Annotated in this window: 18 protein-coding genes; all 18 read right to left on the reverse strand. The window is 61.8% G+C overall.

What is annotated here, in order from left to right; genetic code table 11:
- Positions 1–10 precede the first annotated feature (10 nt).
- The 18 genes from ACGI6K_RS14810 to mtnA all read right to left on the reverse strand — a co-directional run bounded on the left by ACGI6K_RS14810 (position 11) and on the right by mtnA (position 21,637).
- On the reverse strand, positions 11–1,366 hold the full coding sequence (locus ACGI6K_RS14810; RefSeq protein ID WP_376948140.1) for an ABC transporter ATP-binding protein: 1,356 nt from the start codon (positions 1,364–1,366) through the stop codon (positions 11–13).
- Positions 1,356–2,195 (reverse strand): ABC transporter permease, encoded by an 840-nt coding sequence (locus ACGI6K_RS14815; RefSeq protein WP_376948139.1) that lies wholly within the window; start codon positions 2,193–2,195, stop codon positions 1,356–1,358. Before ACGI6K_RS14815 ends, ACGI6K_RS14810 begins: the two co-directional genes overlap by 11 nt.
- Complete coding sequence (gene rfbC, locus ACGI6K_RS14820; RefSeq protein ID WP_376948138.1) at positions 2,192–2,740, reverse strand: dTDP-4-dehydrorhamnose 3,5-epimerase; 549 nt, start codon at positions 2,738–2,740, stop codon at positions 2,192–2,194. The genes ACGI6K_RS14815 and rfbC overlap by 4 nt, the downstream gene beginning before the upstream one ends.
- Complete coding sequence (gene rfbA, locus ACGI6K_RS14825) at positions 2,740–3,621, reverse strand: glucose-1-phosphate thymidylyltransferase RfbA (RefSeq protein WP_376948137.1); 882 nt, start codon at positions 3,619–3,621, stop codon at positions 2,740–2,742. Before rfbA ends, rfbC begins: the two co-directional genes overlap by 1 nt.
- Positions 3,622–3,713: 92 nt before the next feature.
- A complete protein-coding gene (gene rfbD, locus ACGI6K_RS14830) occupies positions 3,714–4,613 on the reverse strand; it encodes a dTDP-4-dehydrorhamnose reductase (protein ID WP_376948136.1) in 900 nt (299 codons plus the stop codon).
- Positions 4,610–5,665: a dTDP-glucose 4,6-dehydratase gene (gene rfbB, locus ACGI6K_RS14835; RefSeq protein WP_376948135.1), complete on the reverse strand. Its 1,056-nt coding sequence runs from the start codon at positions 5,663–5,665 to the stop codon at positions 4,610–4,612. Before rfbB ends, rfbD begins: the two co-directional genes overlap by 4 nt.
- A 224-nt stretch (positions 5,666–5,889) precedes the next feature.
- The gene (gene rfaH, locus ACGI6K_RS14840; RefSeq protein WP_376948134.1) at positions 5,890–6,411 is read right to left on the reverse strand and encodes a transcription/translation regulatory transformer protein RfaH; all 522 of its coding nucleotides are present in this window, start codon (positions 6,409–6,411) and stop codon (positions 5,890–5,892) included.
- A 238-nt stretch (positions 6,412–6,649) separates the two neighbouring features.
- Complete coding sequence (locus ACGI6K_RS14845; protein ID WP_376948133.1) at positions 6,650–8,086, reverse strand: MBL fold metallo-hydrolase RNA specificity domain-containing protein; 1,437 nt, start codon at positions 8,084–8,086, stop codon at positions 6,650–6,652.
- Between the two features lie 348 nt (positions 8,087–8,434).
- Positions 8,435–8,734, reverse strand: coding sequence for a lipopolysaccharide assembly protein LapA domain-containing protein (locus tag ACGI6K_RS14850; RefSeq protein WP_012700219.1), 300 nt, complete (start codon positions 8,732–8,734; stop codon positions 8,435–8,437).
- A 150-nt stretch (positions 8,735–8,884) separates the two neighbouring features.
- The gene (ihfB, locus tag ACGI6K_RS14855; protein ID WP_012700218.1) at positions 8,885–9,163 is read right to left on the reverse strand and encodes an integration host factor subunit beta; all 279 of its coding nucleotides are present in this window, start codon (positions 9,161–9,163) and stop codon (positions 8,885–8,887) included.
- Between the two features lie 317 nt (positions 9,164–9,480).
- Complete coding sequence (gene rpsA, locus ACGI6K_RS14860) at positions 9,481–11,160, reverse strand: 30S ribosomal protein S1 (RefSeq protein WP_376948132.1); 1,680 nt, start codon at positions 11,158–11,160, stop codon at positions 9,481–9,483.
- A gap of 119 nt (positions 11,161–11,279) precedes the next feature.
- Positions 11,280–11,969 (reverse strand): (d)CMP kinase, encoded by a 690-nt coding sequence (gene cmk / locus ACGI6K_RS14865; protein WP_376948131.1) that lies wholly within the window; start codon positions 11,967–11,969, stop codon positions 11,280–11,282.
- Complete coding sequence (locus tag ACGI6K_RS14870) at positions 11,966–14,224, reverse strand: bifunctional prephenate dehydrogenase/3-phosphoshikimate 1-carboxyvinyltransferase (protein ID WP_376948130.1); 2,259 nt, start codon at positions 14,222–14,224, stop codon at positions 11,966–11,968. Before ACGI6K_RS14870 ends, cmk begins: the two co-directional genes overlap by 4 nt.
- Positions 14,217–15,329, reverse strand: a complete 1,113-nt coding sequence (gene hisC / locus ACGI6K_RS14875; protein WP_376948129.1) for a histidinol-phosphate transaminase — start codon at positions 15,327–15,329, stop codon at positions 14,217–14,219. The genes ACGI6K_RS14870 and hisC overlap by 8 nt, the downstream gene beginning before the upstream one ends.
- A gap of 95 nt (positions 15,330–15,424) precedes the next feature.
- The gene (pheA, locus tag ACGI6K_RS14880; RefSeq protein ID WP_376948128.1) at positions 15,425–16,522 is read right to left on the reverse strand and encodes a prephenate dehydratase; all 1,098 of its coding nucleotides are present in this window, start codon (positions 16,520–16,522) and stop codon (positions 15,425–15,427) included.
- The gene (gene serC / locus ACGI6K_RS14885; protein WP_376948127.1) at positions 16,522–17,607 is read right to left on the reverse strand and encodes a 3-phosphoserine/phosphohydroxythreonine transaminase; all 1,086 of its coding nucleotides are present in this window, start codon (positions 17,605–17,607) and stop codon (positions 16,522–16,524) included. The genes pheA and serC overlap by 1 nt, the downstream gene beginning before the upstream one ends.
- 79 nt (positions 17,608–17,686) lie before the next feature.
- Positions 17,687–20,419: a DNA gyrase subunit A gene (gene gyrA, locus ACGI6K_RS14890; RefSeq protein ID WP_376948126.1), complete on the reverse strand. Its 2,733-nt coding sequence runs from the start codon at positions 20,417–20,419 to the stop codon at positions 17,687–17,689.
- 141 nt (positions 20,420–20,560) lie between these two features.
- Positions 20,561–21,637, reverse strand: coding sequence for an S-methyl-5-thioribose-1-phosphate isomerase (gene mtnA, locus ACGI6K_RS14895; protein ID WP_376948125.1), 1,077 nt, complete (start codon positions 21,635–21,637; stop codon positions 20,561–20,563).
- Position 21,638 lies beyond the last annotated feature (1 nt).

Genomic DNA, 21,638 nt, shown 5'->3' on the forward strand with positions numbered 1-21,638 from the left:
ACCTGATCTTTTATTCGTTCGAAATAGTGAAGTCTGGGACACATTTGAAATCCACGACGCCAGTAGCGGTCTTGTCCGCCGACGGTAATACACGGAACAGGCAGGCATCCAGCAAACGATGCAGATAGGTTTCGCTTTCTCCTGTCGTGCCTAGTACACCAGCATTCAGAAAGTAAGTGCCCGGATTGAGGTTGCACTGAAATGCGAACTCGACCTGGATGACTGTCCCTTTCTCCACATGGGAAATGGCATCCTGCGGGCTGGCTGCACTAGCCGCTCCACCGAGTTCAACCCCAGCCAGGGTCTTGATCATCATGCCGAAGCGGACCCCGGTAGCGCCGACGGCAAAATTCGCCCGGTAGGTATAGCGATAGGTCTTGCCACGCTTGAGGCAATTCACTGGTTCGCCGGCAAGATTGAAAATTTGCGGCGCCTCGATGAGTACCCCATGGGACTCGTAAGACAATACGCTTTGCGAGCGCAGATTCGGATCGAAACAGTCATCCAGTTCAGGCTCGGTTCGCCCCTGCTCCAGGGTTTCCGGCAACACGGTCGAAGTTTCGACGAATGGGGACTCCTTGTGACCATCGCTAGCGATCGCAACCCGAATCGCCTCGACCTTGTCCGCCGGCGCATAAAGGAGCTTCTGATACTTGCCGATGATCGCCTTGGGCAATCCTTCGGCAAGTTTATCGCCACCATCCATCAGAATCGCTCGGTCGCAAAGCTCGATGACGGTACTGCCGGCATGCGACACGAAAAGGATGGTCGCGCCACTGGCCTTGATGGCTTCGATCCTTGCGAAACATTTGCGCTGGAACAGTTCGTCGCCCACCGATAATGCTTCGTCGACGATAAGGATTTGCGGATCGACGTTGATCGCCACCGCAAAGGCCAGCCGCACCATCATCCCGCTGGAATAGGTCTTGACCGGCTGGTCGATGAAGTCGCCGATCTCGGCAAAGGCTTCGATTTCGGCGAAGCGGGCATCGGTTTCTTCTTTAGACAGGCCCAGCACCGCCGCATTCATGTAGACGTTCTCCCGCCCACTGAATTCGAGATTGAATCCCGAACCCAATTCCAGCAGGGCGGCGACACGCCCATCGGTTCGCACCTGGCCGGAGGTGGGTGTCAGGGTGCCGCAAATGATCTGCAGCAACGTGGACTTGCCGCTGCCATTACGGCCAACAATACCAACCGTTTCGCCCTTTTTTATGTCGAATGCCACGTCCCGCAATGCCCAGAACTCGCGAAAGAACTGTCGCCTTCCTCGGCAAAGCATCTGCAGCAGGCGGTCACGGGGCTTGTCGTAGATGTGAAAGCATTTGCTCAGGCTTTCTACCTTGATCGCCACATCAGAGCACATCGGAAAATCCTTTGCGGGTCTTCTGAAACCAGGCGAAGCCAGCCCACATCACTATCAAAGCGGCGGCAAAGTACCAGGACAGGCCAACAAAATCCGGCAACTGCCCCTTGATCAGCACTCCGCGCGCCTGCTCGATGATGAAGGTGATCGGATTGGCCATGATCAGTGGACGAAACTCTTCCGGTAGGTTGTCCACCGGGAAGAACACCGGGGCCAAGAACATCATGACCGTGGTGAGGATCGCCACGGTCTGCCCCACATCGCGCAGGAATACTCCCAGCGAAGCGAGAAACCAGGCGAGTCCCAAGGCCAGCATCACCAAAGGCAAAACGACGATGGGGAACAGCAGCATCTGCCAATGCAGTGTGCCGACGAACAACTCATAAGCGAGCAGCCAGACCCCGAGACTGACCAAGGCGTGGAACAGCGCCGCACCGACCGAAACCACGGGCAGTATCTCCAGGGGAAAGACGACTTTCTTGACGTAGTTGACGTTGCTGACGATGAGCCCCGGCGCACGGTTGAGAATTTCCGCGAACAGCGTGTGCACGATCATGCCGACGAACAGCACGATGGCGAACATGAACTCGTTTTCCTCTCCGCCCTGCGGAGCCACGCCCCAGCGCGCCTTGAAGACCACCGAGAACACGAAGGTGTAGACGCACAGCATCAGCAGGGGATTGAGAAAAGACCAGCCCAGGCCCAGGAAGGAGCCCTGGTAGCGGCCGATCACTTCGCGTCGGGTCATTTGCCGGATCAGCAACTGGTGTGCCCACAGACTACGTGTAAAAGCCAGCAGCGAAGTCGGTTGCGCCGCGTGAGGATTCATGGAAATACCTCGGCAGCGGCGAGCAGCGGAGCCTTTTGGTCCTTGCCGGAAAGCAGCGGAGCCTCGATGCCGCGCCAGTCGATCGCCAATGCGGGATCGTTCCAGAGAATGCTTCGTTCGCTGTCCGGGGCGTAATAGTCGGTCGTCTTGTAGAGGAACTCGGCAGTCTCCGAAAGCGTCACGAAACCATGCGCGAAGCCTTCCGGAATCCAGAACTGCCGCTTGTTTTCCGCCGATAGCAGCACCCCGGTCCACTGCCCGAAGGTAGGCGACGACTTGCGGATGTCCACGGCAACATCGAACACTTCACCCTGTACGACCCGCACCAGCTTGCCTTGGGCATGGGGTGGCAACTGATAGTGCAGGCCCCGCAATACCCCTTGCGCGGAACGTGAATGATTGTCCTGGACGAAAGTCACCGCACGACCGATGGCATCCTCGAAATGCCGCTGGTTGTAGCTTTCGAAAAAGAAGCCACGGTCATCGCCGAACACCTTGGGTTCGAAAAGGACCAGACCGGAAATATCGAGCGGGGTGGCGTTCATCAGTAAACCGTCTCCACCAGGATGCGTTTGAGGTATTTGCCATAACCATTCTTCGACAAGGGATCGGCAAGTCTTTCCAGTTGCTCGGCATCGATCCACTTCTGTCGGAAGGCGATTTCTTCCGGACAGGCGACTTTCAGCCCCTGGCGGCTTTCCAACGTGGCGATGAACTGGCCGGCCTCGAGCAACGAGTCATGGGTGCCGGTATCCAGCCAGGCGTAACCGCGGCCCATGATTTCCACCGAGAGCGTGCCCTGCTCCAGATAGATGCGATTGAGATCGGTGATTTCCAGTTCACCGCGGGCGGAAGGCTTGATGCTCTTGGCGATATCGACCACCTGATGGTCGTAGAAATACAACCCGGTGACCGCGTAGTTGGACTTGGGCTGTGCCGGCTTCTCTTCCAGGCTGACGGCTTTCCCTTGCGCATCGAACTCCACGACCCCATAGCGCTCGGGATCGTATACGTGGTAAGCGAATACGCTGGCACCCTGCTCGCGGTCCATGGCATTGCGCAGAAGATCCTGGAAATCGTGGCCGTAATAAATGTTGTCACCCAACACGAGCGCGGACGGAGCCTTGCCGAGGAACTCCTCGCCGATCAGGAACGCCTGCGCCAGGCCATCCGGGGAGGGCTGCACAGCATAGGCGAGATTGAGTCCCCACTGGCTTCCATCCCCCAGCAGTTGCGTGAAACGCGGGGTGTCCTGAGGGGTAGAGATGATCAGGATGTCGCGGATACCAGCCAGCATCAGGGTGCTCAGCGGGTAGTAGATCATCGGCTTGTCGTAGACGGGCAACAATTGTTTGGATATGGCCAAGGTGGCCGGGTGCAGACGGGTACCGGAGCCACCGGCGAGGATGATGCCTTTACGTTTCATGAGCTTGTGTCTGTCAAGTATCGAGCGGGTATGAGGCGCATGCCCCTTCAACAGTGCCCGGCCCATGCCGGGCAATACAGGCGAGCCAGCCCCTATGGTTTAGCGAGGAGTTCGTGCAGCATGCGTTCGACGTGACATTCCCACTGTGGAAGATGCAGATCGAAGGTACGTCGGAGTTTGCCGGTATCGAGCCGGGAGTTGGCTGGGCGTCGGGCCGGCAGCGGGTAATCGCCGGTACCGATCGCATGGATGTCGTCGGGCCCCGCCTTGAGCGACATATCCAATGCGGCAGCCTTGGCCACGACGAAACGCGCGTAGCCATGCCAACTGGTTTCGCCAGCGGCAGTCAGGTGATAGACACCCGTTGCCTGCTCGGCCAATACCCGATCATGCTTTAACCGATACAAAATCAGAGCGCTCACATCGGCGATCAGTTCGGCGCTGGTCGGTGCTCCGACCTGATCGGCGATCACACGCAGTTCTTCGCGCTCGGCGGCCAGGCGCAGCATGGTTTTGATAAAGTTGCTGCCGCGCGCGGCATATACCCAACTGGTTCTCAAGATCAGGTGCTTGCACCCGGAAGCCTGAATAGCTTGTTCGCCCTCCAGCTTCGTCTGCCCGTAGACGCTCAGCGGCCCCACGGGATCGTCTTCCGTATAGGCCGCGGCTTTACAGCCATCGAACACATAGTCGGTCGAGTAATGCACTAGCCAGGCATCGCAACTTCGCGCGGCATCCGCCAGCACTTCCACCGATTCGGCGTTCACCCGGCGCGAGCGGGCCGCGTCGGATTCGGCCTTGTCCACGGCGGTATAGGCGGCGGCATTGACGATGACCTGCGGCTGAATTCGCCCGACCAGCGCGGCCAGGCTTTCCGGCCTGTCCAGATCGGCTCGGAGACGATCGCAGATCTCCAGCCGCCCCAATGGCGCCAGGGCCCGTTGCAGTTCCCAGCCAACTTGACCGTTGGCTCCCAGTAGCAGGATTTTCATTGGTAGTGTTTGCTCACCCAGTCGCGGTAAGCACCGCTGGTGATGTTTTCGACCCAGCCCTGGTTGTCCAGATACCAGCGAACGGTCTTGCGTATACCGCTTTCGAAGGTTTCCGCCGGTTTCCAGCCCAGATCGCGCTCGAGCTTGGTCGCGTCGATGGCATAGCGACGATCGTGTCCGGGACGATCCTTGACGAAGGTGATTTGCTCGCGATAGCTCCGGCCGTCGCCACGCGGCCGCTCCTGATCGAGGATATCGCACAGGGTATGCACTACATCGAGGTTGGTCTTTTCGTTCCATCCTCCGACGTTATAGGTTTCACCCAGTTTTCCCGCTTCCAGCACCCGGCGAACCGCGCTGCAATGGTCTTTCACGTATAGCCAGTCACGGACTTGCTGGCCATCGCCGTAAATGGGCAGGGGCTTGCCCGACAATGCGTTGTGAATGATCAGCGGGATGAGCTTTTCCGGGAAATGATACGGTCCATAATTATTCGAGCAGTTGGTGGTCAACACCGGCAGCTTATAAGTATGGTGATAGGCTCGGACCAGATGGTCCGAAGCGGCTTTGGAGGCCGAATAGGGACTGTTCGGTTCGTAGCGGTTCCGCTCGGTGAACGCCGGGTCGGCGGGCTCCAGCGAGCCGTATACCTCGTCCGTCGAGACATGCAGGAAACGGAAAGCAGCGGCACTGTCATGCAGTTGAGCATGATAGGCACGTACGGCTTCGAGTAGCCGGAAGGTTCCCACGATATTGGTCTGGATGAAATCTTCCGGGCCGTGAATCGAACGATCCACATGGGACTCCGCCGCAAAATTGACGACGGCCCGCGGCTGGTATTCCACCAGAAGCTCGGCGACCAGCTTCGAATCGCCTATATCGCCCTTGACAAAAAAATGTCGCTCATCGCCTTCCAGGCTTTTCAAATTGTTCAGATTACCGGCATAAGTCAGCTTATCCAAGCTGACAACCACCTCGTCATGCTGGTGCAGCCAGTCCAGGACAAAGTTCGCCCCGATGAAGCCTGCGCTGCCTGTTACCAGAATAGTCATGTCCTTAAAGCTCTCCCGATGCACCCGGCCGATGATGCCGGTGCGTCTGCCGGAATACACCGGCTTTATCTCAATCGAAACGGCAAGTCATACAGCTTGCCAATAGTCGGCCGTACCAGCCTGCAAAAATAGCCGCTCAAAATCCGACCGCCAGTTTTCAAAAATGCGGGGCTCCCCCAACGAGCCGACCACTCGCGAACCAGCAATCCCTGAGCGGGGAATCATCAGTATTTGCGTATGTCTGCCAAAGGCAGACTCAATCGGTGCTCGCGATGGAGCAACCTCATCAATAGCGTAACCCGCTCCTCACCATCCAGCGCCAGAAAGATGGCATCCAACTCCGTGAAGCTTCCCGCGATGATCCGTACCCTGTCGCCAGGCTTCAGAGCTGGCTCGGGCGATGACTCGATGCGTCGTTGCAGCTCGGCGACCAACTCGTCACTAACCGATAGCGGCATGTCGCCGAAGCTGACCAGACGACTCACCCCGCGCGTCGAGCGCAGCGGAGCCCAGTTGGCATCGGCAGCCAGGCGGATGAACAGATAACCGGGGAACAGCGATTCGCTCTGGACCCGCAGGGTGCCATGCATCAGGCGCTCCCGCAGGCATTGCGGACGAAAGTATTCATAACCCTGGCGCTTCAGATTGTCTTCGGCACGCTCGTCCTGACGAGGCTTGCACTGCACGAGATACCACGCCTTGCCATTACGCATTTCGCATATATCGCCCGCAGTACGAATATTCATATTCCATATCACCCCGCCTTTGACTCAGACCTGACCATTGCAGGGCTTTTCAATTCATCGAGGTTCCTGGCTACGCTCCACGGACTTCACTCGCTGCAATAGCAACACATCCCATGTACCAGGCGGACCCGCCGACAGAGCCAGAAGCAGTATGGCCCCTTAGCAATCGCGAATGAATTCGCTCCTACAGTCTCTTTAAGCACTTGCTTTACCCATCCAATCCATCCTCACGACATCCTCAGAGGGTAATAATGCTCACCCTCTTCTGTTTTTCCATATAACGCCGCCGCAGTTCGGCATTGAGCGCACGCTTGGCGTCGGCCTCGCCATGGACGAGGCGTATCTCGTCCGGCCACTCGCGCATCCGGGTGACGAAATTCACCAGTCCCTGCCGATCGGCATGGGCCGAATAGCCACCCAGGGTGGCGACCCTGGCCCTGATTTCGCGGCGCTCGCCGTTTAGGTCCACGTAACCGCTCTGCGGCCCATATTTCTGGATAGCATGCCCAAGCGTACCCATAGCCTGGTAGCCGACGAAGAGTATATTGTGCCGACGATCTCCCAGCATGGCTTTCAGGTAGTTGACGATGCGCCCGCTGGTGCACATGCCGCTGCCGGCGATGACAATGGCCGGGCAGGCGGCACTCGCCAGATGCTCGACCATGCGCAGGTGATCGGCGTGATTTTCCACCGTGATCAATTGCTCGAAGCCCAGCGGCTGCCGCCCGGATCTGGCCCGCTTGGTGGCCTCCCTTCCGGTCCCAGAAGGGTTGCAGGTCGCGATAGGCCTGGGTGAAACGGCTGGCAAGGGGGAATCGAGAATGATGGGAAGCTGCGGCCAGTCGGCCTGGCTGGATGGCCGGGTTTCCGCGTCCCGTGCTGCCGAACGGGATCGAGTCTTGCGATAAATGATCTCTTCCAGTTTGTACAGCAGTTCCTGCGTTCGCTCGATGCTGAAGGCCAAGATCAGTACACTGCCCCGATCGGCTAGCGCCTGTTCGATCATTGTTTCGAGACGTTGCCGACGGCTGCGACGATCTTCGTGCAAACAGTCGCCGTAGATGCTCTCGATGACCAGGGTATCGGCCGCGGCGCCGGCAACAATGGCGGATAGGGGCTCCCAGCTGGAGAAAAGGATGCGGCGCTTGCGGCCGATGGCTTTGTAAGTCAGGTCGATTTCCACGTAGGCTGAACCGAGGATGTGGCCGGCCTGCTGCAGGCGAATCCTGCAGAGCAGCATCGAGGTATCCGCCAGGGTGAACCAGTGCTTGTAGAGCAAGGCGATCGACCACTGCCCGATCAGTTCAAGATAACGCTCCACCTGTCGCTGGTCGCTACTTACGCCCAGCTTGAAGACATCTTCCAGGACGATGGGCAGCAGCCTGACCGAAAGCTCGCTACAGAGGGTCGGCCCCTTGAGGCCAGCCGCCAGCAGATAGGGAATCCGTCCGACATGATCGAGGTGCACATGGGTCGCTATCAATGCCTTGACGGTACTCAGGGCAAAGTCGATAGCAAGGCTGTCGGCTCCGGCCCGACCTTCGGCGGAGGTTTCCGCCTTCTGGAATAGGCCGCAGTCGATCAACAGGCTGTGCTGCGCATCCATCAGCAATTGATGGCAGGAGCCAGTAGCTCCCTGGGTAGCACCGTGGTGAAGAATTTCCGGGTATGGCACTGCTCGCTCCTTCAGTTCGAAACTTCCATTTGCCATGCCCGACACCCTGCTGAACAGGCTGTTCCGGCCAAGGCACCGGAACGCCAAGCTGGGAACATCTTTCGCCAGGGCTGCCAGAACGGCGAGCCTTTCAGAGTCCGGATAATGGAAATCGAACCATCGAAACCGGCACCTTCAGAAAGGCGTCCGGATAGCCCGAAGACAGATACCACAATGAAATTAAGGGAGCGAATTCTGCAGCACAAAAAGAAGATTGCAAGCCTTGACAAAGCACACGGCGATCAGCCAAGAGGACAGGAGCCCCTATTCGCGGCTCCTTTCATCCTGCTTTAAAAGGGAGATATCCGGTTAGTCCGCAGTCGGCTGCTCCGTCAACCGAGCCAGCTCTTTCTGGCATTCCACCAATTGGCGTTGACGGGAGGCCAGTTGCATTCTCAGACGGCCGTAGAACAGCATTCCCAGCAGCGGCGAGGCCAACAGCCCCAACAGCAAGGCGGCGGAAACGAAGACGGCCATCGGCAGTTGTGGCGTAGTCCAGCCGAAGAGCACCAGCGTCGCGACCTGGCGGTTTTCCAGTACGAACACCAGCGTGGCGGCGGCTACCAGCAGCAGGATCAATCCCAGCAAGATTCGTTTCAAGTGACGCATGAGGCAGTTCTCTCGTGATGACTACACTTTCGTTCGCTCTATCCGGACAACCTGTCGCATCAGAGCGACGCGACGATCCGCTGTGCGGACGAGCCAATTCTGAAGTCGCTCAGTGTACCGTCCCGGCATTCGAGCATGACAATAGTCATTTCATTCATTGACGCGATCGCGTAGCTCCTTACCGGGCTTGAAATGCGGCACGAACTTGCCATCGAGGCGAACGGTCTGTCCGGTTTTCGGATTACGGCCGACACGTGGTGCCCGATAGTGCAGCGAGAAACTGCCGAAACCGCGGATTTCGATGCGATCTCCGGTGGCCAGAGCCTGCGACATTTGCTCCAGCATGGTCTTGATGGCCAGTTCCACATCCTTTGCGGACAACTGCCCCTGCTGAGTGACGATGCGCTCGATCAACTCCGACTTGGTCATGGTTTTCCCTTCGTTTTCAAGCGGCTAGATCAAAATAGTGCTTGGGTTTTAGCATGCTGAACAGAGTTTGAACAGCCCGGAGCACAACCCGGCAATGACGAGCACGCGGAAAGATAAGGAATGAGGACGATAGCCCCTTTCGGGACCTTGCCAGGGAAAGGAGGTCGATAGCACCTTGGCGGGAGTGAATTCGGTTCTGGTTTGCGCTCCATCGCGGATAAATCCGCTTCCGCAGACTGGAGGTTCCAGCCATCCTTGCGACCCACAACGAAAAAGGGCGACCGAAGTCGCCCTTTTCATTTAACGCACCGCCGAACTCAGCTCTGGTTGCCCATCTGAGCGCGGATCAGGTCGCCGATGGTTGTCGGGCCAGGCGCCTCGGTTTCCTGCTTGCGCAGTTCCTTGATGGCGTCCTTCTCGTCGTCCACGTCCTTGGCCTTGATCGAAAGGCTGATGACACGGCTCTTGCGATCAATGCTGATGATCTTGGCTTCGACCTCGTCGCCTTCCTTCAGCACGTTGCGGGCGTCTTCGACGCGATCGCGGCTGATTTCGGACGCCTTCAGCACAGCTTCGATGTCGTTGCCCAGGTCGACGATCGCGCCCTTGGCGTCGACTTCCTTCACGGTGCCGCGCACGATACTGCCCTTCTCGTTGAGGGAGGCATAGCTGGAGAACGGATCGTCCGCCAGTTGCTTGACACCCAGCGAAATGCGCTCGCGCTCCGGATCGACGGAGAGGATGACGGTTTCCAGCTCATCGCCCTTCTTGAAGCGACGCACGGCTTCCTCGCCCTGCTCGTTCCAGGAGATGTCGGACAGGTGGACCAGACCGTCGATACCGCCTTCCAGGCCGATGAAGATGCCGAAATCGGTGATCGACTTGATGGTACCGCTGATGCGGTCGCCCTTGTTGTAACGGCTGGAGAAGTCTTCCCAGGGATTGGACTTGCACTGCTTGATGCCCAGGGAGATACGACGACGTTCTTCGTCGATGTCCAGCACCATGACTTCCACTTCGTCACCGACCTGAACGACCTTGGACGGGTGGATGTTCTTGTTGGTCCAGTCCATCTCGGAAACGTGCACCAGACCTTCCACACCCTCTTCCAGCTCGGCGAAGCAGCCGTAGTCGGTGAGGTTGGTGACACGGGCCATGACGCGGGTGCCTTCCGGATAGCGGGCCTTGATGGCGACCCACGGATCCTCGCCCAGTTGCTTCAGGCCCAGGGAGACACGATTGCGCTCACGATCGAACTTGAGCACCTTGACGTCGATCTCGTCGCCGACGTTGACGATCTCGGACGGATGCTTGATGCGCTTCCAGGCCATGTCGGTGATGTGCAGCAGGCCGTCCACGCCGCCCAGATCGACGAACGCACCGTAGTCAGTGAGGTTCTTGACGATGCCCTTGACCTGCTGACCTTCCTGCAGAGACTCCAGCAGAGCCTCGCGCTCGGCGCTGTTCTCGGCTTCCAGGACGCTGCGGCGGGACACGACCACGTTGTTGCGCTTCTGGTCGAGCTTGATGACCTTGAACTCGAGCTCTTTACCTTCCAGGTGGGTGGTGTCGCGCACCGGACGGACGTCGACCAGGGAACCCGGCAGGAACGCACGGATGCCATTGATGTCAACGGTGAAGCCACCCTTGACCTTGCCGTTGATGATGCCCTTGACGACTTCGTCGGCAGCGAAGGCAGCTTCCAGAACCAGCCAGGACTCGGCACGCTTGGCTTTCTCGCGGGACAGCTTGGTTTCACCGAAGCCGTCTTCCACTGCGTCCAGCGCGACGTGAACCTCGTCACCCACCTTGATGGTCAGCTCGCCTTGCTCGTTGTAGAACTGTTCGACCGGGATGACGCCCTCGGACTTCAGGCCGGCATGCACGGTAACCCAGTCACCGTCGATGTCGACCACAATGCCGGTGATGATGGCACCGGGCTGCATGTCGAGGGATTTCAGGCTTTCTTCAAAAAGTTCTGCAAAGCTTTCGCTCATGTTGATTCCTGTCGATTGAGGCGGGAGGAAACCCGCCCATCTCCACATTCCAGACAATGTGGGTTCGTTTCTTTAAAAAGTCCGCAGTATAAGGTCTGGTTCTCTGCGGCGCTCGTGTATCATCCGGCGAGGTCTCGCGCGGCGATTTCGCTCATGATGCGCTCCACCACCTGCTCGATCGTGAGTTCCGTGGAATCCAGCTGGATCGCGTCCGGCGCGGCCTTGAGCGGGGCGACGGCACGCTGGCTGTCGCGCTCGTCGCGCTTGCTTATCTCGCCCAGTAGACTAGACAGATTAGCATCGACACCACTCTCCTTCAACTGCTGGTAGCGGCGGCGCGCCCGTTCCTCGGCTCTCGCGGTGAGAAAGACCTTCAGCGGGGCATCCGGAAAGACCACGGTGCCCATGTCCCGGCCATCGGCCACCAGCCCCGGCGGCTCGAGGAAAGCATGCTGGCGTTGCAAGAGGGCTTCGCGCACCGCCGGCAGCGAGGCGACCTGGGAAGCCCCGGTGCCGACCTGCTCGTTGCGGATGGCGTCGGTGACGTCCTCGCCCTCGAGGATGATCTGCTGCGGGTGCTGATCCGTGGAGGTGACGAATTGCACGTCTAGATGAGCGGCTAGCACCTTGAGTGCTTCTTCGTTGGTCAGATCAACACCATGATTGCGCGCGGCGAAGGCGAGCAGACGGTATAGGGCCCCCGAGTCGAGCAGGTTCCAACCGAGTCTCTTGGCGAGCAGGCCGGCCACGGTCCCCTTGCCGGAGCCGCTGGGGCCGTCGATGGTGATCACGACCGGACGAATGCTCATGACACCCCCTCCTCGTCCACGCGAATGCCGACATGCTTGGCCAGGGCGATGAAATTCGGGAAGGAGGTGGCTACGTTGGCGCAGTCATGGATGCGGATCGGCGCGCTGGCACGCAGCGAGGCGATGCTGAAGGACATGGCGATGCGGTGGTCTCCGTGGCTGTATATCTCCCCCCCGCCGATCGGGCCGCCCTCGATGGTGATGCCGTCCGGGGTCGGCTCGGCCTTGACGCCGAGTGCCCGCAAACCGTCGGCCATCACCTGGATACGGTCGGACTCCTTGACCCGCAGCTCCTCGGCGCCACGGAGCACGGTGCGTCCCTTGGCGCAGGCCGCGGCGACGAACAGCACGGGGAACTCGTCGATCGCCAGCGGCACCAGGTCCAGGGGGATCTCGATGCCCTGCAGGCGCGCGGAGCGCACGCGGATGTCAGCGACCGGCTCACCCCCCACCTCGCGCGGGTTCTCCAGCGTGATGTCGGCCCCCATCAGCTTGAGGATCTCGATAGACCCGGTGCGGGTCGGGTTGATGCCAACGTGCTCGAGCAGCAATTCGGAGTCTTCGGCGATGGTCGCGGCCACCAGGAAGAACGTCGCCGAGGAAATGTCCGCCGGCACCTCGATCTGGGTCGCCTGCAGTTTGTGCCCGGATTCGACGGTGACCTTGCTGCCCTCGACCTTCACTGGGTAACCGAAACCGCGCAGCATGCGCTCGGTGTGGTCGCGGGTCGGCGCCGGCTCGCTGACCGAGGTTTCGCCGCCGGCATAGAGGCCGGCGAGCAGCAGGCAGGACTTCACCTGCGCACTGGCCATGGGCATCTGGTAATGCATGCCGGTGAGCCTGCGCCCGCCTTTGATGGTCAGCGGCGGACGCCCTTCCGGCCCGGCTTCGATCTCCGCCCCCATCTCGCGCAGGGGTTTGGCCACACGGTTCATCGGCCGCTTGGAAAGCGAGGCGTCGCCGGTCAGCACGGTGTCGAACGGCTGGGCCGCGAGCAGGCCCGACAGCAGGCGCATGGAGGTGCCCGAGTTGCCCAGGTACAGCGGCCCCGACGGTGCCTTCAAGCCATGCAGGCCGACACCATGGACGGTCACCTGGCCATGGTGAGGCCCTTCGATGACCACCCCCATGTCGCGGAACGCCTGGATGGTGGCGAGAGCATCCTCACCTTCCAGAAAGCCCTCCACTTCGGTAGTGCCCTCGGCCAGCGAGCCAAGCATGATCGAACGGTGAGAAATGGACTTGTCACCGGGAACACGAATATGTCCACGGGCATGACCGCCCGGCAGGGCCAAGTAAATCAGGTCGTTATCGTGCATGGCATCCACATAGGCCCGACGGGCCAGTATCTTGCTGAAATGCTCACGGGCAACACGGGCGCGGGTGAAAACGCCTAGCAACTGATGCCCGTCCCCTGCGTCGACCGCGGCGCGCAGGGCGTCGAGATCACTGCGAAAGACATCGAGAGTGCGCAATACCGCCTCGCCGTTGGCGAGGAAGATATCGCGCCACATCACCGGATCGCTGCCGGCAATCCGTGTGAAATCGCGAAAGCCGCCGGCGGCATAGCGAAATATTTCCAGGTTTTCGTTGCGCTTGGCCAGCGAGTCCACGAGGCCGAAAGCCAGCAGATGCGGCAGATGGCTGGTGGCGGCGAGCACCTCGTCGTGGCGCTCGACGGCCATGCGCTCGACCACCGCCCCCAGCCCCCGCCAGAGTCTGTCGACCAGCGCCAGTGCTTGGGGCTCGCTCTCCTGCACCGGTGTCAGGATGACCTTGTGATGGAGGAACAATTCGCTGTTGGCCGCCGCCACGCCGCTGCGCTCGGAGCCGGCGATCGGATGGCCCGGCACGAAGTTCAAGGGCCGGCCGGCGAAGGCCCGCCGCGCCGCCTGCAGCACATATCCCTTGGAGCTACCGACATCGGTGATGATGGCGTCGCCCAGATCGAGCCCGGCGAGTACGCCGAGCAGCTTCTCCATGGCTAGGATGGGGACGGCGAGCTGGATCACCTGCGCGCCTCGGCAGGCGACGGCTAGGTCCTCCTCGCAACGGTCGACCACACCCTGGGTCACCGCCAGTTCGCGGGTATGCGGGTCCAGATCCACGCCGACGACCTCGCGACACAGGCCACGCTCGCGGACCCCCTTGGCAAAGGAGCCGCCGATCAGCCCCAGCCCCACTACGACCAGGCGGCCGATTCCGGGCTCTTTCCGCTGCGTCGCGGCAGCAGTCGGGAATGCATGCTCAGACACTGGCGAGAACCTTCCGCAGTGCCGCCAGGAAGCGGGCGTTCTCTTCCGGCAGACCGATGGATACCCGCAGGAAGGTCGGCATGCCATAACCGGCCACCGGACGCACTATGACCCCTTCGCGCAGCAATGCCGTGTTAATCGGCGCGGCATCGCGGCCGAAATCGACGGCGATAAAGTTGCCCTTGCTGGGAATCCAGGATAGGCCGAGCCCGCTCAGTCCTGCCTCCAGTTGGACCATGCCCGCATCGTTGATGTGCCGGCCTTCGGCCAAGTACTCGGTATCCTCCAGCGCGGCGCAGGCGGCGGCCAGGGCCAGGCTGTTGACGTTGAACGGCTGGCGCACGCGGTTCAGCACGGCTGCCACCTCGGGCGCGGATACGGCGTAACCGACGCGCAGGGCGGCCAGGCCATAGGCCTTGGAGAAGGTGCGCGAAACCAGCAGGTTCGGATAACGGGCCAGATAGCGGAGCCCGTCGGGCAGATCGTCGCCCGACGCGTACTCGATGTAGGCCTCGTCGAGAACCACCAGCACCTGCGCCGGCACCCGGGCGAGGAAGCGCTCCAGGGCATCCGGACCAAACCAGGTGCCAGTCGGGTTGTTGGGATTGGCGAGGAACACCACGCGGGTATCGGTGTCGATGGCGGCCAGCATCGCCTCCAGGTCATGACCGTAGCCCTTCGCCGGCACCGCCCGCCCTTCGGCGCCCACCGCCTGGGTGGAGATCGGGTAGACGGCGAAGGCGTGCTCGCTGAACACCGCGTTGAATCCGGGCGCCAGCCAGGCACGGGCGACCAGATCGAGGATGTCGTTGGAACCGTTGCCCAAGGTGATCTGCGCGGTCGCCACGCCGCAACGCTCGGCCAGCCTAGCCTTGAGCAGGTAGCCGCTGCCGTCGGGATAGCGGGTCAGTTCCGCCAGTTCGCCGCGGAGCGCCTGCAGCACCCTGGGGCTCGGACCGAGCGGGTTCTCGTTGCTGGCCAGCTTGACGATGCCGGCCGGATCAAGATCCAGCTCGCGCGCCAGTTCGTCCACCGGCTTGCCCGGCACGTAGGGAGACAGCTTTTGCACGCCCGGCACGGCCAGGGCGAGGAAATCACAGGTCATGAATCAAGCCTCGAGCGTGAAGCCGCGAACTGCGTGGCCGGCCGGACAGCGGTACGCCGATGGCCGGCTCCTGGGGGCGCGCGCGGCGGCCACAATCACAGTACTGCCTTGGGATAGGAACCGAGCACCTTGAGTGCCACGACCTCCTGGCTGAGCCGCTCCAGCACGCTCTTGACCAGCGGGTCGTGACAGTGACCGACGAAGTCGATGAAGAACACGTAGGTCCATTTGCCGCAGCGCGAAGGACGGGTCTCGATGCGGGTCAGGTCGATACCGTTCTCGTAGAAGGGCATCAGGAGCGCATGCAGTGCTCCGGGCTTGTTGTTCATCGAGACGATGATCGAGGTCTTGTCGTCACCGATCGGCGGCACTTCCTGGTTGCCGATGATCAGAAAGCGCGTGGAATTGTCCGGGCGATCCTCGATCTTTTCGGCAAGCTTGGTCAGGCCGTAGAGCTGGGCCGCCATGTCGCCGGCAATGGCCGCGCTGTTCCATTCGCTCTTCACCCGGCGAGCCGCGTCGGCGTTGCTCGACAGCGCCACTCGCTCGACGCTCGGGTAGTGCGCATCCAGCCACTTGCGGCATTGCGCCAGCGACTGGGCATGGGAATAGATGCGCGAAATCTTGTCGGTCCTGGTGTTTTCGCCGACCAGCAGATGGTGGTGGATACGCAGCTCCACCTCGCCGCAGATCACCAGGTTGTGCTCGAGAAAGCTGTCCAGGGTGTGGTTGACCGCCCCCTCGGTGGAATTCTCCACCGGCACCACACCGAAGTTGACCGCGCCGGCAACGACCTCGCGGAACACCTCGTCGATCGCCGCCATGGGCAGGCTGATCACCGCATGGCCGAAGTGCTTGAGCGCGGCGGCCTGGGTGAAGGTGCCTTCCGGACCGAGGTAGGCGACCTTGAGCGGGTATTCCAGGGCCAGACAGGAGGACATGATCTCGCGGAACAACCGGGCGACCTCCTCGTTGCCCAGCGGCCCCTTGTTGATTTCCATGATGTGCTTGAGCACCCAGGCCTCACGCTCGGGCCGATAGAACACCGGCGACTCGCCGGGCTTGAGCGAGGACATCTTCACCCGCGCCACTTCTTCGGCGCAGCGCGCACGCTCGCTGATCAGCTCAAGGAGCTTCTCATCGAGGCTGTCGATGCGTACGCGCAGAGCCTTGAGCTGATCCTGGCTGCTCATCAACCGTGCTCCTTCTCGAATTCGGCCATGTAGGTCACCAGAGCTTCCACTGCGTCCAGGCCGACCGCATTGTAGATCGAGGCACGCATGCCGCCGACCGAGCGATGCCCCTTGAGGTTGAGCAAGCCGCGCTCCTCGGCACCGGCGAGGAAGTGCTTGTCCAGCTTCTCGTCGGCCAGGCGGAACGGCACGTTCATCCAGGAACGGGCTTCGATGGCGATCGGGTTGGTGTAGAACTCGCTGCCATCGATGAAACCATAAAGCAGATCCTTCTTGGCACGGTTGCGCTGCGCCATGGCCTCGACGCCGCCCTGCTCCTTCAACCATTCGAAGACCAGCCCGGACAGGTACCAGGAGAAGGTCGCCGGGGTGTTGTACATGGAGCCGTTGTCGGCGGCGACCTTGTAGTCGAGCATAGTCGGGCAGAGGCTGCGCGCGCGGCCGAGCAGGTCTTCGCGCACAATCACCACCACCAGGCCGCTGGGACCGATGTTCTTCTGCGCGCCAGCGTAGATCAGGCCGAACCGCGACACATCAATCGGCCGAGATAGGATGTCCGAGGACATGTCCACCACCAGCGGCACTTCGCCGGTCTCCGGCACCCAGTCGAATTGCAAGCCGCCGATGGTCTCGTTGCTGGCGTAGTGCAGGTAGGCGGCGTCCTTCGACAACCGCCACTCGTTCTGCCCCGGAAGGGCGAAGTAGTCGTAGACCTTGGCGCTGGCGGCGACGTTGACGGTGCCGAAGCGGCGCGCCTCCTCCATGGACTTGCGCGACCAGATGCCGGTGTCGACGTAGTCGGCGACGCCACCCTCGGGCAACAGGTTCAGCGGAATCTCGGCGAACTGCTGGCTAGCGCCGCCCTGTAGGAACAGCACCTTGTAATTCGACGGGATACCCAGTAGATCGCGCAGATCCTGCTCGGCCTTGGCAGCGATGGCTACGTACTCGTCGCTGCGATGGCTCATCTCCATCACCGACAGGCCTTTGCCCTGCCAGTCGAGAAATTCGGCCTGGGCGCGCTCGAGCACCGCGATGGGAAGCGCGGCCGGGCCGGCGCAGAAGTTAAAGGCTCGCTTGCTCACGTGTGTCTCTCTCGTTCACCGATGGCCGCCACCCGAGGGCTCCGGCCTGCTGTCTATACCGTTGGGCGGTCCGCACCGCTCAATCCTCGCCGCCTTCCGCCACGCCCACCGGAGTCGTCCCCTCGTCGTCGAGTGGCTCGTCGCCGTTGTCCGAAGGCTCCTGCACCCGCTCCAGGCCGACCAGCGTCTCGTCTTTGGCCAACTTGATCAACATCACGCCCTGGGTGTTGCGGCCCAGCGAGGAAACCTCGTCGACGCGGGTGCGCACCAGGGTACCCTGGTCGGAGATCAGCATGATCTCTTCGCCCTCCTGCACCTGCACCGCGCCGATCAGCGCGCCGTTGCGTTCGTTGGTGACCATGGCGATCACCCCCTGGCCGCCGCGACCGCGGCGCGGGAACTTGCTCAGCGGGGTGCGCTTGCCGTAACCGCGCTCGGAAGCGGTGAGGATCTGCGCGCCCGATTCGGGGATCAGCATGGAAATCAGCCGCTGGCCCTTGCCAAGCCTCATCCCGCGCACGCCACGGGCATTGCGGCCCATGGTGCGCACCACGCGCTCGGCGAAACGGATCACCTTACCGGCGTCGGAGAACAGCATGACCTCCTTGGCGCCGTCGGTGGTGGCGGCGGCGATCAGGGTATCGCCCTCGACGAGATCCAGGGCGATCAGGCCGGCCTTGCGCGGACGGCTGAACTGCACCAGCGGTACCTTCTTCACTGTGCCGAAGGCGGTGGCCATGAAGATGTAGGCGCCGGTGGGCTCGGCGACCAGCTCGGCGGTCTCGCCTTCGACCTCCTCGGTCTCGGCGATCTCGACCACCTCGCCTTCGAGCAGCGCGCCCTCGGCCTCGTCCAACTCGTCGTCGGCGCCGTTCTGCTGCTGCAGCGCTTCCAGGTCGACCTGCAGCATGGCGGTGATGCGCTCGCCATCGTCCAGCGGCAACAGGTTGACCAGCGGCCGGCCGCGGGAAGTGCGCGACGCCTCGGGAATCTCGTAGGTCTTCAGCCAGTAAACTTTGCCCTTGCTGGAGAACAGCAGCAGGGTGATATGGCTGTTGGCGACCAGCAGGTGCTCGACGTAGTCCTCGTCCTTAACCCCGGTGGCTGCCTTGCCCTTGCCGCCGCGGCGCTGGGCCTGGTAGGTGGCCAGCGGCTGGCTCTTCGCGTAGCCGCCGTGGGAGATGGTCACCACACGCTCTTCCTCGGTGATCAGATCGGCGATGGTCAGATCCACCTGGGTGGCGACGATCTCGGTGCGCCGCGCGTCGCCGAACTCGGCCCGGATCTTTTCCAGCTCCTCGCGAATGACCTCCATCAGCCGCTCGGGGCTGGTGAGGATGCGGATCAGTTCGCCGATCTGGCCGAGGATTTCCTGGTATTCGGCAAGCAGCTTCTCGTGTTCCAAGCCGGTCAGGCGGTGCAGACGTAGGTCGAGGATGGCCTGCGCCTGCTCCGGCGATAGGTAATACTTGCCGTCGCGCAGACCGTATTGCGGACCCAGGTCCTCCGGACGGCAAGCATCGGCGCCAGCGCGCTCGACCATGGTCTCCACGGCGCTGGACTCCCAAGCGGTGGCGATCAGACGCTCCTTGGCCTCGGCCGGAGTCGGCGATGCCTTGATCAGCTCGATCACCGGGTCGATGTTGGACAGCGCGACCGCCTGGCCTTCGAGGATGTGGCCGCGCTCGCGGGCCTTGCGCAGCTCGTAGACGGTCCGCCGGGTCACCACCTCACGGCGGTGGCGGACGAATACCTCGAGCATGTCCTTGAGGTTGAGCAGCCGTGGCTGACCGTCGACCAGAGCCACCACGTTGATGCCGAACACGCTCTGCAGTTGGGTCTGGGCATAGAGGTTGTTGAGCACCACCTCGGGTACCTCGCCGCGACGCAGCTCGATCACTACGCGCATGCCGTCCTTGTCGGACTCGTCGCGCAGTTCAGTGATGCCCTCGATCTTCTTCTCCTTCACCAGTTCGGCGATCTTCTCGATCAGCCGCGCCTTGTTGAGCTGGTAGGGCAGCTCGGTGACGACGATCTGCTGGCGGCCACCGACCTTGTCGATATCCTCGATCTCGGCGCGGGCACGGATGTAAATACGCCCGCGGCCGGTGCGGTAGGCCTCGATGATGCCGGCGCGGCCGTTGATGATCCCCGCCGTGGGGAAATCCGGACCGGGGATGTACTGCATCAGTTGATCGATGGTCAGTTCGGGATCGTCGATCAGCGCCAGGCAGCCGTCGATCACCTCGGTGAGGTTGTGCGGCGGGATATTGGTGGCCATGCCCACGGCGATGCCCGACGAGCCGTTGACCAGCAGGTTGGGAATCCTGGTCGGCATCACCACCGGGATCTGCTCGGTGCCGTCGTAGTTGGGCACCCAGTCGACAGTTTCCTTTTCCAGGTCGGCGAGCAGTTCGTGGGCCAGCTTAGCCATGCGCACTTCGGTGTAACGCATGGCCGCGGCGTTGTCGCCGTCCACCGAGCCGAAGTTGCCCTGGCCGTCGACCAGCAGATAGCGCAGGGAGAACGGCTGAGCCATCCGCACGATGGTGTCGTACACTGCGGTATCGCCGTGCGGGTGGTACTTACCGATGACGTCGCCGACTACGCGGGCGGATTTCTTGTACGGCTTGTTCCAGTCGTTGCCCAGCTCGCTCATGGCGAACAGTACGCGGCGATGCACCGGCTTCAGCCCATCGCGCGCATCCGGCAGGGCACGTCCGACGATTACGCTCATGGCGTAGTCGAGGTAGGACTGTTTCAGCTCGTCTTCGATATTGACCGGGAGGATTTCTTTGGCCAGTTCGCCCATGGAAGCCGGGTTCCTTTTACGTCAGCAGTGTCCTGCGTTTAAGCACGGAATGGTAACACAGGGGAGCCACCGCCGGCTGCACGCCGTACGCGGCGAGCGGAGGCCGGAACGCCGGGCCGGCCCGCCCCTGCCGAGGCCTGTTCAGTGCAGCCGCTTGCGGCTCATCAGCTCGGCCATGCTGGCCGCGTTCGGCCGCTCGACCACGCCCCGCTCGGTGACGATGGCGTCGATCAGGTCGGCCGGCGTGACATCGAACACCGGATTGACCGCCTCCACCGAGGCCGCCACGCGCTTGCCGCCGATCTCCAGCAGCTCGCGCCCGTCACGCTCTTCGATGGGGATCTCCTCGCCGCTTTGCAGCGACATGTCGATGGTGGAACTGGGCGCCACGACCATGAAGCGCACTCCATGGTGCATGGCTACGACCGCCAGTTGATAGGTGCCGATCTTGTTGGCCACATCGCCCTCGGCAGTGATCCGGTCGGCGCCAACGATCACCCAGGTGATGCCCTTGGTCTTCATCAGGTGGGCGGCCGCGCCATCCGCATTCAGGCTCACGGGAATCCCCTCCTCGGCCAGTTCCCAGGCGGTCAGGCGTGCGCCCTGCAACCAGGGCCGGGTCTCGTCGGCATAGATCCGCTCGACCAGACCTTCGAGCCAGGCCGCGCGAATCACACCGAGGGCGGTGCCGAAGCCACCGGTGGCCAGCGCGCCCGTATTGCAGTGGGTCAGCAGCGTCTGGGCGCTGCCGCTGTGCTTGCGGATCAGTTCGAGGCCGAGCTGGGCCATGGTCAGGTTAGCTTCGCGATCGCTTTCGTGGATACCCACCGCCTCGGCCTCCAACGCGACCAGCGCGTCCTCACCTTCCTTCAAGCGCGCCAGGCGCTCGCGCATCCGGTCCAGCGCCCAGAACAGATTGACCGCGGTCGGCCGCGATTCGGCCAGCCCCCGGAAATCCTCCTCCAGCGCCGCCCGCCAGTCGCCGCCGGCCGCCATCCGCCGGCGGGCGCCCAGCAGTACGCCATAGGCGGCGCTAATACCGATCGCCGGAGCACCGCGCACCACCATGTCGCGGATCGCCCCGGCCACGCCCGACGCGCTATCGTAGGAGAGCCAGCGCTCTTCCTGGGGCAATAGGCGCTGGTCGAGCAGATGCAAAGTGCCATCCCGCCATTCGATGGCCTTGATTTTTTCCGCAGCCAGCAATCGCTCGCGCATG

It is taken from the genome of Azorhizophilus paspali (assembly GCF_043587585.2).
Taxonomy (GTDB): Bacteria; Pseudomonadota; Gammaproteobacteria; order Pseudomonadales; family Pseudomonadaceae; genus Azotobacter; species Azotobacter paspali.

Excerpts from the sequence above, each read along its gene's own strand:
- ACGI6K_RS14810 (WP_376948140.1), bottom strand. The coding sequence starts at position 1,366 with ATGTGCTCTGATGTGGCGATCAAGGTAGAAAGCCTGAGCAAATGCTTT.
- ACGI6K_RS14815 (WP_376948139.1), bottom strand. The coding sequence starts at position 2,195 with ATGAATCCTCACGCGGCGCAACCGACTTCGCTGCTGGCTTTTACACGT.
- rfbC (WP_376948138.1), bottom strand. The coding sequence starts at position 2,740 with ATGAACGCCACCCCGCTCGATATTTCCGGTCTGGTCCTTTTCGAACCC.
- rfbA (WP_376948137.1), bottom strand. The coding sequence starts at position 3,621 with ATGAAACGTAAAGGCATCATCCTCGCCGGTGGCTCCGGTACCCGTCTG.
- rfbD (WP_376948136.1), bottom strand. The coding sequence starts at position 4,613 with ATGAAAATCCTGCTACTGGGAGCCAACGGTCAAGTTGGCTGGGAACTG.
- rfbB (WP_376948135.1), bottom strand. The coding sequence starts at position 5,665 with ATGACTATTCTGGTAACAGGCAGCGCAGGCTTCATCGGGGCGAACTTT.
- rfaH (WP_376948134.1), bottom strand. The coding sequence starts at position 6,411 with ATGAATATTCGTACTGCGGGCGATATATGCGAAATGCGTAATGGCAAG.
- ACGI6K_RS14850 (WP_012700219.1), bottom strand. The coding sequence starts at position 8,734 with ATGCGTCACTTGAAACGAATCTTGCTGGGATTGATCCTGCTGCTGGTA.
- ihfB (WP_012700218.1), bottom strand. The coding sequence starts at position 9,163 with ATGACCAAGTCGGAGTTGATCGAGCGCATCGTCACTCAGCAGGGGCAG.
- rpsA (WP_376948132.1), bottom strand. The coding sequence starts at position 11,160 with ATGAGCGAAAGCTTTGCAGAACTTTTTGAAGAAAGCCTGAAATCCCTC.
- cmk (WP_376948131.1), bottom strand. The coding sequence starts at position 11,969 with ATGAGCATTCGTCCGGTCGTGATCACCATCGACGGCCCCAGCGGCTCC.
- hisC (WP_376948129.1), bottom strand. The coding sequence starts at position 15,329 with ATGACCTGTGATTTCCTCGCCCTGGCCGTGCCGGGCGTGCAAAAGCTG.
- pheA (WP_376948128.1), bottom strand. The coding sequence starts at position 16,522 with ATGAGCAGCCAGGATCAGCTCAAGGCTCTGCGCGTACGCATCGACAGC.
- gyrA (WP_376948126.1), bottom strand. The coding sequence starts at position 20,419 with ATGGGCGAACTGGCCAAAGAAATCCTCCCGGTCAATATCGAAGACGAG.
- mtnA (WP_376948125.1), bottom strand. The coding sequence starts at position 21,637 with ATGCGCGAGCGATTGCTGGCTGCGGAAAAAATCAAGGCCATCGAATGG.